Raw genomic sequence first — 13,740 nt, forward strand, 5'->3', positions numbered from 1 at the left:
AGCGTGGAATATCCGAACGATAAAAATTGGAGACGACCGCTCTCTTTCGAGCGCGAAAGTCTGGAAGGCGTACGTCTTCCTCTTCAGGAAAGTGCCACGTGGACCTGCGGCTTAAACTGACAGATGCGGACAGACATCGCCTCAAGGTGATGTTTCTGGCCAAGCATGCGTTGGGCGATGGCAGCATGGATTCCGAAGACGGGTTGCATGCCGTCTATCATCATGAATTGCGGCAAGTGCTGGAGCAGATTGTCCCGAATTTGTCGGTTGGCAGCCGTTATTCGGATCTGTTCGCGCAGCCGGATTACGACTTCCTCTTCACCATGCTCAATCGGGGCGGATTCAAAAATTCGGAAATGTTCGGGCCGCTTTTCAGCGTCTGGCGCGATGTTCCGCATCTCGGCGCTTCGCCGATCCTGCGCGGCGTGGGTGACGACAAACATCTGACCAAGCTTTGCGCGCGGGCCCGCGGCGTCACGACACCGGACAGTGCGATCTATCGCTATGGCGGTGTACCGCAGGATCCGCAGCCCTTTGCGGATGGCCCGATGATGGTCAAGCCGAATGCCAGTTCAGCCTCATGGGGCGTGAAAAAATGCGCCGACTGGGCGGACGCGAAAGCTCATATGGCCGAGCTGATGGCGGAAGACGATCGCCACGACGTCATTGTGGAACGCTTTGTCGATGGGATCGAAATGGCGGTTCCAGTCGTGCCCGGCGCTGACGGGATGCCAGCCTTCCTGCCGGTCATGATCTATGACGGCGAGGATTTGCGCCTGCGGACCTATCAGGAGAAGCGGTTCCGGGAATCCAATACGGAATGGCGTGTCTGCGATGATAGCCGCCTGTCGGATCATATCCTTGCGGACGTGCAGAAGCTGATGCCGGAAATCTGGCCATTCGACTTTGGCCGCTTCGAATTCAAATATGTACCTGAAACAGGTGCGTTTTCCTTCATCGAGCTGAATATGAGCTGTAACCTCTGGTCCAAGAAGACGGTCGCCAGTAGCTGGCGCAGCCTGGGACACAGCCATGCCGAGTTGATCGAAACGATCCTGACCGGCTCTCTGCTGCGCCAGGGCGTGATAACCGAGTATGTCCGAGGAGCAGAATCATGAGCGTTTCAGCCCTGGTTCTGGCCGCACGCCGCCCCGGCGTGGAGGACCCGCTCGCGGTCAAGGCGGGCGTATCGCATAAATGCCTGATCGAGATGGATGGGGGCCCGATGATCGAGCTGGTGCTTCGTTCGCTCGCCGGATCGGCTCATGTGCGGGACATTTTCATTTCGATCGATGACCCGGCTGCGCTGGACGATGTGATTATGATCCATGACGGCAGTCTGGGCAAACCCGTCACGATTTTGCAAAGCTCTGACAATCTGTTCGAAAGCGTCAAGGATGCGATGGCGGACCGGACGCGGTTTCCGATCATCATCTGTACAGCGGACAATGCCTTGCAGACGGTGGAGATGGTCGATCACTTCTGCGTCAATTTCGAAGACGCGGATTGCGATGTCGCCGTGGCACTGACACCGGCGGAAGTGATCTGGGCGAAATATCCGGACGGTCAGCGGCGACCCTATACATTCAAGGACGGGAAATACTCCAACTGCAACCTGTTCGGGTTGCGGACACCGCAATCTGTCGCGGCAGCGGAAGCGTTTCGCGGTGGCGGCCAGTTCGGCAAATCGAAAGCCCGTATTTTCAAGGCTTTCGGCCTGATCAATCTGCTCATGTATCATTATACGCTGGTCACGCTGGATGACGTGTTCGCCCGCTTGTCGAAGCGATTTCGCGTCACGGTCGTGCCGATCATCATGCCCTTTGCCGAAGCGCCGATCGATGTCGACAATGAGCGTACCGAGCGGATCGCTCGTGAAGTGCTAGCAGAACGGCGGCGCCTGGCTGCGTCCTGACGGAGATGGGGCGGATTCCGGCGTGGACGGGCCGGGCGGGCTGAATTAAAGCACCGCGTCATGACCGATGCCGAAACAGACACTGCACCCGCGGCAGATGCACGTCCCGAAAAACCTGCTCACCTGAAGAAAGGTCGCCGGGCATGGGTCAAACGCAATGGCAAGAAACTGGTGCGCAAGATTGCGGGCTATCAGGCTGCACAGTCCATAGTGCCGGACACACCCAAGATTGACAATGCGCACTTCCCCTGGCTGCATATCTTCACAGATAACTGGGAAACCATTCGCGACGAGGCGAAAGCCGTTCTGGCTTTCCGCGACGATATTCCGGCCTTTCATGAACTGTCCCCGGATCAGTACCGCCTGTCACAGGCGAAAAATTGGAAGACTTTCATCCTGTACGGTTTCGGTCAGCGCATGGAGACCAACACCAAGCTGACACCCAAGACGGCGGACCTGCTAGCGAACGTCCCGAACCTGCAGACCGCGATGTTCTCGATCCTCGCCCCCGGCTATCATATTCCGGCCCATAAAGGCGTTACCAAGGGTATTCTGCGTAGTCATATCGGCCTGATCATTCCCAAGGATCGGGAGAAGTGCCGCATTCGTGTCGATGACACGATCACGGCCTGGAAAGAGGGGGAAATCTTCGTCTTCGACGACACGTATGAGCATGAAGTCTGGAACGACACAGACGAAGAACGCGTCATTCTGCTGTTCGATTTCGACCGCCCGATGAAATTTGGCGGGCGTCTGCTCAACAAGACCTTCCTGCAGATCATGAAGCTGACGGCCTTCTATCAGGACCCGAAAAAGAACCTGCAATCGGCCGAGGACCGCATGGAAGCCGCGATCCGTCAGGCCGACGCCAATATGGAGGCGATGAGCGACCCGGCGGGGTAGAACAGGATCGTGCTTCGGGGAGGTGCGTCGACGGTTACTGTGAGTCCTCTGATCGGGGGGTCATGGGTTCCGGTGGAGAAATTTTCGGGATGATCGGATCGGCGTAAGCGAAAAAATCACGGCCATAGAAGTTTGAACGTTCCTGCCAGAAGCGTTGAAACCCCATTTCTGCCGTTGAGAAGTGTTTGATTCCGGCATCGATGCCACTCCAGTAGTCAGGGGGCATGGCGCCGCTATGGTATTGGTTGAAGGCGTATTCCCACTGATCCATCGTTGCGTGGTAGTAGCTCGCACACCTTAGCCATTCGACTTCGCTAACTGCGTAGGGGTTTTGGGCGCATCTGACCGTGAGGGCTGCGAATTCGGGATTCGTTGCGATTTGCAGCATATTCGCATGGATTGATGCCATCATATTGTTCGTGCTTTGACTCTGCAGAAGTTTGTTGTTGGCCGACATCTGCATGGCGAGATAAATGACGGACAGGACGACGGCCAATGCGGCGATGATTTCGGCGAAAAGAGCGATCACTTCGAGACGAGATTTCCTCAACAGCATCGCCGTCGACTCCGTGGGCGCCTGTTGAAGTATCACGTCTGTTTCTAGAGTGGACATCTGTTCAGTCATTTTCACTATCTTGATTCCGGTTTTCAACGTCATCGATAATAGCGATGACGGAGAAGGTCTGGTCGATATGATTGATGGCTTCGAGTGTCATGATGCTGTGTCGGGTTTCGGATCACTTCTGTCGAAACGCCGTCATTCCTGGCCTTGTTGCAGGGCGGCACTCAGGTCTTTCAGGGACTGACGTAACGGTTCGATGCTGATCTCAAGCAACGAGAATTGAAGGGTGACGTTTTCCCCAAACGCATTTTTGAAGGCTGTATCAGCTCCCATGGCCGCCGTGTCGCAGAGATAGACGGGATCATATGGATCGATCTCGAAATCCGAGAGGGTCGTCTTTCCACTATCTAGATCCATGACGATCATGTCTGGAAACGCACGCGACAACAAAGTGATTTTCCCGCGGTTAGACTCGTCAATTACCCGGCCAGTCTCCCACAATTCGGTCAGTTTGGATATGGCGCGGACGATATCCGGATCGCGGATCAGCCCCATCTGACCCGTGGCCTTGAGTTCTTCCAGAATGGGAAGACCACCGACGCCGACCAATGGGTAGTGGCTGAAACCGATGGCCTGACATTCGTCGTGGGTCAGCTCTGCCCGATCCTCTATGCCGAAAATCACACGACGCGCGGAGAGCAGATTCGACAGTCGGTATTGCAGAAACAGTTCGGTCGCCGCCAAATCCGCCGCTTGCATCTGCGCAACGTCGGCCTGCAGCCGCTCCAGAATGGCCCGCTCGGCCCGCGAGTCGCCCGAACGCTGTTCCAGTTGGCGAACTGGATGCCCAGGAAGACACCGAATACGACGATCAGAAGATCGAGCAACACAGCCGTCCAGTTCTGTTCCTCCAGATGTTCGGCTATGCGGCGCAGCAGCATGTTGGGCTCCGATCAATTCAGGTCGACAACCTCGTAGCCCAGCTCTTCCAGTCGGGCTTTCTGGCTGGCGGCGTCACCGACCACAATGATGCGCATGGCATCAGGGCGGATATGCGCTTCGGATACGCGGACCGCATCGTCGAGCGTCATGCCCTGAACGCGCGCCATGCGCCGGGCCTTGATGTCGGCAGGCAGGTCGTTGCGGCTGATGTCCTGCACCAGACCCAACTTGTCGCCGAGCGTCTCCGTCTCCAGCGCCTGACCGCGCATCAGCGATTCCTGCATTTCGGACAGTTCGGCTTCGGTCATGGTGCGACCATGGTCAGCGACGATATCGCGGATCAGTTCCAGGCTTTCCTTGGTCGCATTGGTCCGCACGGATGTGCGCACGACGAAGGAACCCGTATCCTTATCGGCGGCCGCGCCCGAGCCGATGCCATAAGTATAACCCTTATTGACGCGGAGTTCCGTCATCAGCTTCGAGGTGTAGATGCCGCCAAGCGGGAAGTTGAGCGCGTCAAGGATCGGATAGTCCGGATCGGTCGATGTCACCGCTGGCCGGGCCATGCGGATGACGGATTGCTTGGCCTCTGGCACATCATGGAAATAGATGACGGTTTCATCGACAGGGGCCATGGCCGGGCGCGGCTTCGGCGTGAGGTCGCCCTCGACCGGATCATCGATGCCGCCAAAGACGCTAAGTATGTCAGCCTCCTCATAATCACCGACAATGTTCAGCGTCGCCGTCGAGACATCCATATAATTGGTATGGAAGGCTTTCAGATCGTCCAGTGTGACCGCCCGGATTTGGTCTTCCGATCCCGATCCGGCAACGGATAGCGCACTCTCGGCGGGATAGGTGAGACGCGCTTCCGCCTGAGAGGCAAGGAAGTTCGGATTGGCCTGCGCAGCGACCGCGCCCTGCGCATATTGCTCGCGCAGGGTTTCGAACTCAGCTTCGTCGAAAGCAGGCGCATTGATCATGTCGTCGATCAGCGCGACTGTGGCATCAAGGTTGCGCGCGAGCGTCTTGCCGCGAATTGTGGTGAAACGGTTGCCGGTCGAGACGCTGACGCTGGAGCCGAGATTGCCGAGGGCTTCTTCGAACCCGGCTGTGTCGAGATCGCCCGCGCCCTTCATCAACAGATCGCCCATCATGGCAGCCACACCAGGCTTGTCGGACGTGGCGCGGTTCTTGCCTGCGTCGAAATCGATCGAAAATTCGATCAACGGCACTTCGTCGGACTGAATGCCGACAATCTCCAGACCATTGGCGGCCTCAGTTGTCCAGATGCTCGGAACGGGCAATGTGTAAGCCTCGCCAAAAGGCGGCTCGACCGTGCGGTCGAAGGCTGACGGTGTAGGTTCGAAGACACGCGCATCCGGGTCGTAGGGCACATCGGCTTCGGCACCCTGGACGACGACTTCCTCGACCACTTCGGCGATTTCCGCGCCTTCCAGTCCGAGTTCCGGCGAGCCCTTGGGCACGAAGGAGGTCGCGACATAGGGCTTGTCCTTGATGTAGCGGTTATAGACATCCATCACATTGTCCGCGGTGACGGCCCGTAGCGCCGCAATGTCGTCATCCAGATAGCCCGGATCGTCGCGGAAGAGGTTGTATTCGGCCAGGGCGATCGCCTTGCCGAGAGCGCTCTGGACTTCGTCATAAACAGAGACTTCGGCGACCGTCTTGATGCGGTCCAGCGCCTCTTCGGGAATACCGTTTTCCTCGAACCGGGCAAAAGCGGTCGCAATGGCGGGTACCAGATCGTCAATATCCTCGCCGGCTTTGGGAGACAGGGACAGATAGACCTCGCCAGCCAGCTCCTTTTCATAGGTGAAACCGCTCACGCCGGTGGTCAGTTGCTCTTCGTCAATCAGGACCTCGTTGAAGGGCGCGCGTTTACCTTCGGTCAGATAGGTCATCAGGACCGACAGGGCGTAGGAGTCCGGATGATATTCCGGTACGGTCGGCCAGACCATGGTCAGACGCGGCAGCTTGGCGAAATTGTCTTCATGCAGCAGGCTGATCGTTTCGGTCAGAGTCGGATTCTCGACCGTGCGTTCCGGCTGCGTCTCACCAGCCGGGATTTCGCCGAAATATTTTTCGACCAGGCTGCGGGCTTCCGCTGGATCGAAATCGCCTGTGATCGTCACTGTGACGTTCTGCGGCGTGTACCATTTGGCAAAGAAGTCCTTCGTGTCCTGCAGCGTCGCATTTTCCAGATCCTCGAGCGAGCCGATCACTGTGTGATGATAGGGGTGGCCTTCTGGATAGATCGCTTTGCCGATCACGTAGAAATTATGACCGTATGGCTGATTGTCGACGCGCTGGCGCTTTTCGTTCTTCACCACCTGCTTTTCGCGGTCGATGACATTCTGGTTCACCGTATTGATGAACCAGCCTAGCTTGTCGGCTTCGGCCCAGATCACTTTTTCAAGCGCATCCGCCGGGACGGCCTGAAAATATTGCGTCATGTCCGTGGTGGTGAAGCCGTTCGTACCTTCGCCGCCGATCCGCGTGTTCATCAGGTCCAGACCGCCATAGCCGAGATTTTCGGAATCAAGGAACAGGAGGTGCTCGAACAGATGGGCGAAGCCCGTCTTGCCCGTCAGCTCCCGCGCCGAGCCGACATGGGCGGCCAGATTGATGGCAACGATGGGGTCGGACTTGTCGACATGCAGGATCACGTCGAGTCCGTTATCCAGCGTGAATTTCTCGAACTCCAGCTGGGGCAGGGCCTCGGATGTGGCCATCTCGGCGGGCGTCGCTTCGGTGACGTCGGTTGCGGGGTCGCTGGCCGCTGTACAGGCAGCAAGCGCAAGAGCGGAGGCAAAGAGGAGGGCATGGCGTTTCATGATGGCACTCATAACGATTATCGATAAATTCCGTCTATAGTCGGCGGGATCGGCGAATGCTAGGGCTGATCCATGGATGATCTCCACATACGCAACGGGCTGATGGTTCCGGCCAGCGCGATCAGCGTCGATGCCGTCAAGGGCACCGGGCCGGGCGGGCAGTCGGTCAACAAGACTAATTCGGCGGCGCAGTTGAGAGCCTATGTCGATGCGTTCGGCTGGCCGGACGGGCTGCGGGACCGGGTGCTGAAACATGCCGACTCGCGGATCAGCGAAAGTCAGCGCGCTGTCATCATACACGTCTCGACGCACCGCAGCTTTCACCGCAATCAGGATGAGGCGATGGACCGGCTGGCGCGGCTTCTGCAAAAGGCGCTGCATCGTGACAAGCCACGCCGCAAGACCCGCCCCTCACGCAGCGCCGTGCGGCGCGCCGTAAAGGCCCGCAAACACCGCGCGGAAATCAAATCCTTGCGTGGACCGGTCCGGGACTGGCAGTAATACTCAGGCCGGAACGTGTCGCTGACACTTGCGCCGCGCCGTGCGACTCGCTAAGGGGCGCGCCGATGCATGCGGCCTCGTCCCTCTCTAGCAGGTGTGAGGCCGTTTCTACGTTTTGAGATGATGGAGGCGACCATGGCGGTCCCTAAGAGTAAGATCAGCAATTCGCGCCGTGGCATGCGTCGCGCGCACGACCGTCTGAACAACCCGACCTATGTCGAGGACAAGGACAGCGGCGAACTGCGCCGTCCGCACCATATCGACCTGAAAAGCGGCATGTATAAAGGCCGTCAGGTCCTGAAGGCCAAAGACTAGCCTTTCGATAACGCGACCGGGAAACCGGATCGCGCACATTCGTTCGAATTAACCCGGCACGCCTGCGTGTCGGGTTTTTCTGTCTGGGCCTGTCCTGAACCGGGCTGTGCGGTTGACTCCATCCGTGATGGGACTAATTCGCGCCGCATGATCGAGATCGAAACCATACATGCCCGCGAAATCTTGGACAGTCGGGGCAATCCGACGCTCGAAGTGGATATTACCCTGAGTGACGGGGCGTTCGGGCGGGCAGCCGTCCCAAGCGGCGCTTCGACAGGCGCGCATGAGGCCGTCGAACTGCGCGACGGCGACACGGAGCGCTATCTCGGCAAGGGCGTTCTCAAGGCCGTCATGAACGTGAATACGGAAATCGCCGACACGCTCGAAGGGCTGGACGCTGAAAATCAGCGGGGCATCGACGAAATCCTGAAAGTGCTGGACGGGACTGAAAATAAGGGCCGACTCGGCGCGAACGCCATGCTCGGTGTCAGCCTCGCCCTCGCCAAGGCTGTCGCCGACAGTTTGCAGGTTCCACTCTACCGTTATGTCGGCGGAGCCAATGCCCATGTGCTGCCCGTACCGATGATGAATATCATCAATGGTGGTGAACATGCCGACAATCCGATCGATATTCAGGAATTCATGATCATGCCGGTCGGTGCCGAAAGCTTCTCCGATGCGTTGCGCTGCGGTGCGGAAATCTTCCATGCGCTGAAAGCCCAGCTGAAAGCTGACGGGCACAATACCAATGTCGGTGATGAAGGGGGGTTCGCGCCCAACCTGTCATCGACACGCGATGCGCTCGACTATATCGTCAAAGCCATCGCTGCGGCGGGCTACAAGGTCGGCGACGATGTGTTCCTCGCGCTCGACGTCGCATCGACCGAGTTTTTCGAGGATGGCCGCTATGAGCTGCGCGGCGAGGGCAAGAGCCTCAGCTCGAACGAATTTGCCGACTATCTGGCGCAGCTGAGCGAAGACTATCCGATCATTTCGATCGAAGATGCGATGGCAGAGGATGACTGGACCGGCTGGGTGCATCTCAACAGCATGATCGGCGACCGGGTTCAGCTTGTCGGTGACGATCTGTTCGTGACCAATCCGAAACGCCTGCAGTCCGGCATCGATACGGGGGCGGCCAACTCCATTCTGGTCAAGGTCAATCAAATCGGGACTCTCTCCGAAACGCTCGACGCTGTCGATATGGCGCACCGGGCCGGATTTACAGCCGTGATGAGCCATCGTTCGGGCGAAACGTCGGACACGACGATCGCCGACCTCGCGGTCGCGACCAATTGCGGTCAGATCAAGACAGGCAGCCTGGCCCGGTCCGACAGGCTCGCCAAATACAACCAGCTCTTACGTATCGAAGAAGAGCTGGGCGAGATGGCGCATTATGCCGGGCGATCTGTTCTGAAACGCTGATCCGGTTGAAACGCCGATCAGGCGGCGTTTGGGCGCTCCTCTTTACAGGGCGTAAACCCTGTTGGGTTCATGGTGGCGTGTGATGCGCCTGCCCAGACCGACATTGCCGGATATGAAGCGTCGCGCGCCTGTAGCGGCGCTGCTCATGCTCTACCTCTATCTCGGTTTCCATGCCTTTTCCGGTTCGCAGGGTATTGTGCGCTGGGCCGAAAACTCGGCCAAGGCCGAACAACTCGAGGCCCGACTGGCCGCGTTGCAGGCGAAGCGGGACGCCCTGCAGGCCGATGTCGACCTGCTCGCCTCGACTTCGCTTGATCTCGATACGCTGGATATCGAAGCGCGCCGGACATTGTTCGTGGCAAAACCCGGCGAAATCACAATATGGCTTGACCCTTAGCGCTGGCATGTGAAGAAGCGCGGTGTGTTCGGTACTTCGTGCCGGGAATTGACGCTGACAGCGCTGTCGGAGTGTTAAATGGCTGCCAAAACCACGAAAAAGACGACTCGCAAGACGAAGCCCGCCGTCCTGAAAACGGATCAGGACGAGCTCCTTGGCTATTACCGGGACATGCTTCTGATCCGGCGATTCGAGGAGCGGGCCGGTCAGCTTTACGGCATGGGTCATATTGCCGGTTTCTGTCACCTCTATATCGGCCAGGAAGCGGTCGTGACGGGCTGCAAGGCCGCGATGCAGGATGGCGACCAGATGATCACTGGCTATCGCGATCATGGTCACATGCTGGCGCTGGACATGACGCCGAAAGGCGTGATGGCCGAGCTGACCGGGCGCGCCACGGGCTATTCCAAGGGCAAGGGCGGGAGCATGCACATGTTCTCAACCGAGAAGAAATTCTATGGCGGCCACGGCATTGTCGGCGCGCAAGTGCCGATCGGCGCGGGTCTCGCCTTCGCCAATCAATATCTCGACAACAAGGCCGTCAGCCTCGCTTTCTTCGGCGACGGTGCGTCCAATCAGGGCCAGGTCTATGAGGCCTTCAACATGGCCAAATTGTGGGACCTGCCGGTCGTGTTCGTGATCGAGAACAATCAGTATGCAATGGGTACAAGTGTCAAGCGTGCGTCCGCCGAGACCGAACTGTTCAAGCGCGGCATCAGCTTCGAAATCGAAGGCAGGCTGGTCAACGGCATGGACGTGCTGGCTGTGCGCGATGCGGCGCAGGACGCGATCGATCACGCCCGGGCGGGAAAGGGGCCGATGATTCTGGAGATGGAAACCTACCGCTATCGCGGCCACTCCATGTCCGACCCGGCCAAGTACCGGTCCCGCGACGAAGTGACGAAGACTTGCGACGAGAGCGATCCGATCGAAGGCGTCAAGAAGCGCATCCTCAGTGAAGGCTGGGCCGACGAAGACGCGCTGAAAGAGATCGACAAGGAAATCAAGGCCATCGTCAAGGAAGCCGCCGACTTCGCCATCGAAAGCCCGGAGCCCGACCCGTCAGAGCTCTGGACGGATGTGCTGATTGAGGCTGACTGAGTGAGGTTTTTACTGCCACTCGCTGTCGTTATTGCCGCTCCAAGTCATGCTTTTGCGGATGATGCGGAACTGCGCAAGAAAGATGCAATCGAGGCATCCTGCAACTCACAAACACTATTGGAGGCGCTTGAGTGCTTAAGGTCTCATCTGTCCGAGGACGATCACGAGACGGTCGTGAATAGCTCTTTTGACAAACTGGCTATGTATCACTTTGGTTGGGGAACGGGGATCCGAAACAGTTGGGGGCTTTGGGCGGGAAATACCCCCATATCCCAATATTTCAGGGATTTAGGCGTATCGCACCCTGATGATATGAGTGGGATCATCATCGACAGTTACTGGCTTTACTTTAACGATTGTGACATCCAGCTCGACAAGCAAGTGGCTTATTATCAGGCATATTGGTCTCAGGAAGACACCGAAGCTGATGAAACGTCCGCCGAAGCATTCTCTTTTAATAAGAACTCTCTGGAATGTAAGACCTAAATGAAGCTCGCCCAGCTCAATATCGCTGACGCTCGGTTCGAGACGGATGAGCCGCAGATGCACGGTTTCACATCGCGGATCGATGCCATCAATGCGCTGGCCGACCGGGCGCCGGGCTTCGTCTGGCGCATGGTTGATGACGGACCGGAAGACGGCGCACTGAGCCTGCGCATGGAAGGCCATGGCCCGATGACACTGGTCAATATGAGCGTCTGGGAGAGTGTCGAGGCGCTGTATGGGTTTGTCTATCAGACCGCCCACGCCAAGGTCATGCGCGGCAAGGCGGACTGGTTCACGCCGACCATTGATACGCATATGGTGCTATGGTGGGTTGAGGATGGTCACATCCCGAACCTCGATGAGGCAAAGGCGAAGCTCGACCGGATTCGCGTCAAAGGCCCGACACCTGACGCCTTCTCCTTCACCGTGCCCTTCGACGAAACCGGAATCCCGATAACGCCGCCCATGGGGCGGAAGGACTGTGCCTGATGCCGACTGAAATCAACTATCTCCTTTCTGCCGTCGCGCTCTACCTCTTCATGATCGTCATGCAGGCGGTGGCCGCGACCGTGTCGAAAAAAGCCAGCGTGTCTGAACTCGTGGGGCCGCGCGACGACCTGCCGACGACAGGGCTGTCGCCCTTTCATGGCCGGACCAAACGGGCGCAGGCCAACTTCACCGAGGGCATGATCATGTTCGTGCCGCTCGTGCTGATCGCGGCCCATATGGATGTCTTCAATGTCACGACCGCGCTTGGCGCGATGCTGTTCTTTTATGGTCGATTGGCCTTTGCCATTTTCTATTATCTCGGCACGCCCTGGCTGCGAACGCTGGCTTGGTTCGTGTCGCTGATCGGTATCATTCTCTTTATCGTGGAGCTCGCTCTCTAATGGCAATCGATATTCAGATGCCCGCTTTGTCTCCGACCATGGAGGAGGGGACGCTCGCCAAGTGGATGGTGAAGGAAGGCGACACGGTTCAGAGTGGTGACATTCTGGCCGAGATCGAGACCGATAAGGCGACGATGGAGGTCGAAGCCGTCGATGAAGGCACCATCGGCAAGCTGCTGGTCGCCGAAGGGTCCGAGGGCGTGAAGGTCGGCGCAGTCATCGCGCAGCTGCTGGAAGAGGGCGAGAGTTCAGACGATCTGTCCGCGCCCGCGCCCGATGATGCGGGCGATGACAAGCCCGGCAGCACCGGCCCGGCCCATCCTGAAAATGCGGATGCCAACCGCGACGGCTCGGACGGTCAGGCGCCGGTCGGGAAACCCGTCGGCAACGATCCTGACATTCCAACCAATATCAAGATGGTCGAGACGACTGTGCGCGACGCGTTGCGCGATGCCATGGCCGAGGAAATGCGGCGCGACGAAACCGTTTTCGTCATGGGCGAAGAGGTCGCAGAATATCAGGGTGCCTATAAGGTCACGCGTGAACTGTTACAGGAATTCGGCAGCCGCCGCGTGGTCGATACGCCGATTACCGAATATGGCTTTGCCGGCATCGGCGTTGGCGCGGCCTTTGGCGGGCTGAAACCCATCGTCGAATTCATGACCTTCAACTTCGCCATGCAGGCGATCGACCATATCATCAACTCCGCAGCCAAGACTCTCTATATGTCCGGCGGGCAAATGCGCTGTCCGATCGTGTTCCGCGGCCCCAACGGAGCGGCGTCCCGCGTCGGTGCGCAGCACAGTCAGGACTATGGCTCCTGGTATGCCCATGTGCCGGGCTTGCGCGTGATTGCACCCTATGATGCCGCCGATGCCAAGGGGCTACTGAAGGCGGCGATCCGCGACCCCAATCCGGTCGTCTTTCTTGAGCATGAACTTCTCTACGGCGAAAGCTTCGATGTCCCCGACATGGATGATTTCGTGATCCCGATCGGCAAGGCGAAGGTGCGCCGGAAAGGAACGGACGTGACCATCACGGCGCAAAGCCGCATGGTGAAATTCGCCCTCGAAGCCGCCGATATTCTGGCCCAGGACGGGATCGATGCCGAAGTGATTGATATGCGGACCCTGCGCCCGCTCGACACGGACACAGTGATCGAAAGTGTAAAGAAAACAAACCGCATCGTCTGCGCCGAGGAAGGCTGGGGCCAGCACGGGATCGGCGCCGAAATCGCCGCCCGCGTCGTGGACGAAGCTTTCGACTATCTCGACGCCCCACCCGCGCGTGTGTTCCAGAAAGACGTACCGCTGCCCTACGCGGCGAACCTGGAGGCGCTCAGCCTTCCCGGAACGGAAGATGTGGTGAAGGCAGCGAAGGCTGTTTGTTATAAAAACTGAACCCCACCGCCGCGTGCCAGCGGCTTGCATGACTTAAAGGAGACC

At 58.3% G+C, this 13,740-nt stretch carries 15 protein-coding genes; 12 read left to right on the top strand and 3 right to left on the bottom strand.

Annotation, left to right across the window (positions count from 1 at the left end; all coding sequences use genetic code 11):
* The first annotated feature begins 98 nt into the window (after window positions 1-98).
* Genes AB6B39_RS07830 through AB6B39_RS07840 form a run of 3 tightly spaced genes read left to right on the top strand, consistent with a single transcriptional unit; the run spans window position 99 to window position 2,818 of the window.
* A complete protein-coding gene (locus AB6B39_RS07830; RefSeq protein WP_284369154.1) occupies window positions 99-1,118 on the top strand; it encodes a hypothetical protein in 1,020 nt (339 codons plus the stop codon).
* Entirely contained in the window at window positions 1,115-1,915 is an 801-nt protein-coding gene (locus AB6B39_RS07835; RefSeq protein WP_284369153.1) for an NTP transferase domain-containing protein, read from the top strand. The genes AB6B39_RS07830 and AB6B39_RS07835 overlap by 4 nt, the downstream gene beginning before the upstream one ends.
* Window positions 1,916-1,975: 60 nt before the next feature.
* Window positions 1,976-2,818, top strand: a complete 843-nt coding sequence (locus AB6B39_RS07840) for an aspartyl/asparaginyl beta-hydroxylase domain-containing protein (RefSeq protein WP_284369152.1) — start codon at window positions 1,976-1,978, stop codon at window positions 2,816-2,818.
* A 34-nt stretch (window positions 2,819-2,852) separates the two neighbouring features.
* On the opposite strand, the gene AB6B39_RS07845 is transcribed toward AB6B39_RS07840, so the two are convergent.
* From AB6B39_RS07845 to AB6B39_RS07855, 3 genes are all read right to left on the bottom strand, one after another.
* The gene (locus AB6B39_RS07845) at window positions 2,853-3,443 is read right to left on the bottom strand and encodes a hypothetical protein (protein WP_284369151.1); all 591 of its coding nucleotides are present in this window, start codon (window positions 3,441-3,443) and stop codon (window positions 2,853-2,855) included.
* 132 nt (window positions 3,444-3,575) lie between these two features.
* Window positions 3,576-4,124, bottom strand: coding sequence for a hypothetical protein (locus AB6B39_RS07850; RefSeq protein ID WP_371398489.1), 549 nt, complete (start codon window positions 4,122-4,124; stop codon window positions 3,576-3,578).
* 209 nt (window positions 4,125-4,333) lie between these two features.
* Window positions 4,334-7,180 carry a M16 family metallopeptidase gene (locus AB6B39_RS07855; protein ID WP_284369149.1) on the bottom strand — a complete coding sequence of 949 codons (2,847 nt, stop codon included), beginning with the start codon at window positions 7,178-7,180 and terminating at the stop codon, window positions 4,334-4,336.
* A 72-nt stretch (window positions 7,181-7,252) separates the two neighbouring features.
* Between AB6B39_RS07855 and arfB the strand changes: the two genes are divergently transcribed.
* From arfB to AB6B39_RS07900, 9 genes are all read left to right on the top strand, one after another.
* On the top strand, window positions 7,253-7,681 hold the full coding sequence (arfB, locus tag AB6B39_RS07860; RefSeq protein WP_284369148.1) for an alternative ribosome rescue aminoacyl-tRNA hydrolase ArfB: 429 nt from the start codon (window positions 7,253-7,255) through the stop codon (window positions 7,679-7,681).
* A 135-nt stretch (window positions 7,682-7,816) separates the two neighbouring features.
* A complete protein-coding gene (rpmF, locus tag AB6B39_RS07865) occupies window positions 7,817-7,996 on the top strand; it encodes a 50S ribosomal protein L32 (protein WP_284369147.1) in 180 nt (59 codons plus the stop codon).
* A 147-nt stretch (window positions 7,997-8,143) separates the two neighbouring features.
* Entirely contained in the window at window positions 8,144-9,421 is a 1,278-nt protein-coding gene (gene eno / locus AB6B39_RS07870; protein ID WP_284369779.1) for a phosphopyruvate hydratase, read from the top strand.
* A gap of 82 nt (window positions 9,422-9,503) precedes the next feature.
* A complete protein-coding gene (locus AB6B39_RS07875; protein ID WP_371398490.1) occupies window positions 9,504-9,818 on the top strand; it encodes an FtsB family cell division protein in 315 nt (104 codons plus the stop codon).
* A gap of 78 nt (window positions 9,819-9,896) precedes the next feature.
* Entirely contained in the window at window positions 9,897-10,919 is a 1,023-nt protein-coding gene (gene pdhA, locus AB6B39_RS07880) for a pyruvate dehydrogenase (acetyl-transferring) E1 component subunit alpha (RefSeq protein WP_371398491.1), read from the top strand.
* Window positions 10,920-11,405: a DUF6794 domain-containing protein gene (locus AB6B39_RS07885; protein ID WP_284369143.1), complete on the top strand. Its 486-nt coding sequence runs from the start codon at window positions 10,920-10,922 to the stop codon at window positions 11,403-11,405.
* On the top strand, window positions 11,406-11,894 hold the full coding sequence (locus AB6B39_RS07890) for a DUF3291 domain-containing protein (RefSeq protein ID WP_284369142.1): 489 nt from the start codon (window positions 11,406-11,408) through the stop codon (window positions 11,892-11,894). It begins immediately after the preceding gene.
* A complete protein-coding gene (locus AB6B39_RS07895) occupies window positions 11,894-12,295 on the top strand; it encodes an MAPEG family protein (RefSeq protein ID WP_284369141.1) in 402 nt (133 codons plus the stop codon). Before AB6B39_RS07890 ends, AB6B39_RS07895 begins: the two co-directional genes overlap by 1 nt.
* Entirely contained in the window at window positions 12,295-13,695 is a 1,401-nt protein-coding gene (locus tag AB6B39_RS07900; RefSeq protein ID WP_284369140.1) for a pyruvate dehydrogenase complex E1 component subunit beta, read from the top strand. Before AB6B39_RS07895 ends, AB6B39_RS07900 begins: the two co-directional genes overlap by 1 nt.
* Window positions 13,696-13,740: the final 45 nt, after the last annotated feature.

The organism is Algimonas porphyrae (assembly GCF_041429795.1).
Lineage (GTDB): Bacteria > Pseudomonadota > Alphaproteobacteria > Caulobacterales > Maricaulaceae > Litorimonas > Litorimonas porphyrae.

Coding starts and splice junctions, on each gene's coding strand:
- AB6B39_RS07835 (WP_284369153.1), top strand. CDS start 1,115: ATGAGCGTTTCAGCCCTGGTTCTGGCCGCACGCCGCCCCGGCGTGGAG.
- AB6B39_RS07840 (WP_284369152.1), top strand. CDS start 1,976: ATGACCGATGCCGAAACAGACACTGCACCCGCGGCAGATGCACGTCCC.
- AB6B39_RS07845 (WP_284369151.1), bottom strand. CDS start 3,443: ATGACTGAACAGATGTCCACTCTAGAAACAGACGTGATACTTCAACAG.
- AB6B39_RS07855 (WP_284369149.1), bottom strand. CDS start 7,180: ATGAAACGCCATGCCCTCCTCTTTGCCTCCGCTCTTGCGCTTGCTGCC.
- arfB (WP_284369148.1), top strand. CDS start 7,253: ATGGATGATCTCCACATACGCAACGGGCTGATGGTTCCGGCCAGCGCG.
- rpmF (WP_284369147.1), top strand. CDS start 7,817: ATGGCGGTCCCTAAGAGTAAGATCAGCAATTCGCGCCGTGGCATGCGT.
- eno (WP_284369779.1), top strand. CDS start 8,144: ATGATCGAGATCGAAACCATACATGCCCGCGAAATCTTGGACAGTCGG.
- AB6B39_RS07875 (WP_371398490.1), top strand. CDS start 9,504: ATGCGCCTGCCCAGACCGACATTGCCGGATATGAAGCGTCGCGCGCCT.
- pdhA (WP_371398491.1), top strand. CDS start 9,897: ATGGCTGCCAAAACCACGAAAAAGACGACTCGCAAGACGAAGCCCGCC.
- AB6B39_RS07890 (WP_284369142.1), top strand. CDS start 11,406: ATGAAGCTCGCCCAGCTCAATATCGCTGACGCTCGGTTCGAGACGGAT.
- AB6B39_RS07895 (WP_284369141.1), top strand. CDS start 11,894: ATGCCGACTGAAATCAACTATCTCCTTTCTGCCGTCGCGCTCTACCTC.
- AB6B39_RS07900 (WP_284369140.1), top strand. CDS start 12,295: ATGGCAATCGATATTCAGATGCCCGCTTTGTCTCCGACCATGGAGGAG.